Annotated in this window: 1 protein-coding gene; it reads right to left on the bottom strand. The window is 61.8% G+C overall.

Annotated elements, in window-relative coordinates; translation table 11 throughout:
- A partial coding sequence (locus ACTFO6_RS17330) for an elongation factor Tu (protein ID WP_439935682.1) occupies positions 1-817 on the bottom strand: 817 nt, incomplete at both ends.

Genomic DNA, 817 nt, shown 5'->3' with positions numbered 1-817 from the left:
ATTCGATGATTTTCGCCACCACGCCGGCGCCCACCGTGCGCCCGCCCTCGCGGATGGCAAAGCGCAGCCCCTCCTCCATCGCAATCGGGGCAATCAAGCTCACCGTGATCGACACATTGTCCCCAGGCATCACCATCTCGGTGCCCGCCGGCAGCTCAATGGAGCCCGTCACATCGGTCGTGCGAAAGTAAAACTGCGGCCGATAACCGTTGAAAAACGGCGTGTGCCGACCCCCCTCCTCCTTGGAAAGCACATAGACCTCGGCAGTAAACTTGGTGTGCGGAGTGATCGTGCCCGGCTTCGCCAGCACCTGCCCGCGCTCCACCTCCTCGCGCTTGGTGCCCCGCAGCAACACCCCGATGTTGTCGCCCGCACGCCCCTCGTCCAGGAGCTTCCTGAACATCTCCACCCCCGTGCACACCGTCTTCTGGGTGGGCCTCAACCCTACAATCTCGATCTCGTCGCCCACCTTGATCACACCACGCTCCACCCGGCCCGTCACCACCGTGCCGCGCCCAGAGATCGAAAACACATCCTCCACCGGCATCAGGAAGGGCTTGTCGATGTCGCGCTTGGGCTCGGGAATGTACTCGTCTAAGGCTTCCGCCAGCTTCCAAATGGAGGGCTCCCCAATCTCCGACTGGTCCCCCTCCAGCGCCTTCAGCGCCGAGCCCACAATGATCGGGGTCTTGTCCCCAGGAAAATCATACTTGGACAACAACTCCCGAACCTCCATCTCCACCAGCTCCAGAAGCTCAGGATCGTCCACCATGTCGGCCTTGTTCAAATACACCACAATGTAGGGCACCCCCACCTG

Origin of the sequence: Pelomicrobium sp. G1, assembly GCF_051905455.1 — a bacterium.
GTDB lineage: Bacteria > Pseudomonadota > Gammaproteobacteria > Burkholderiales > UBA6910 > Pelomicrobium.
This window is presented reverse-complemented; position numbering and strand designations above follow the sequence as displayed.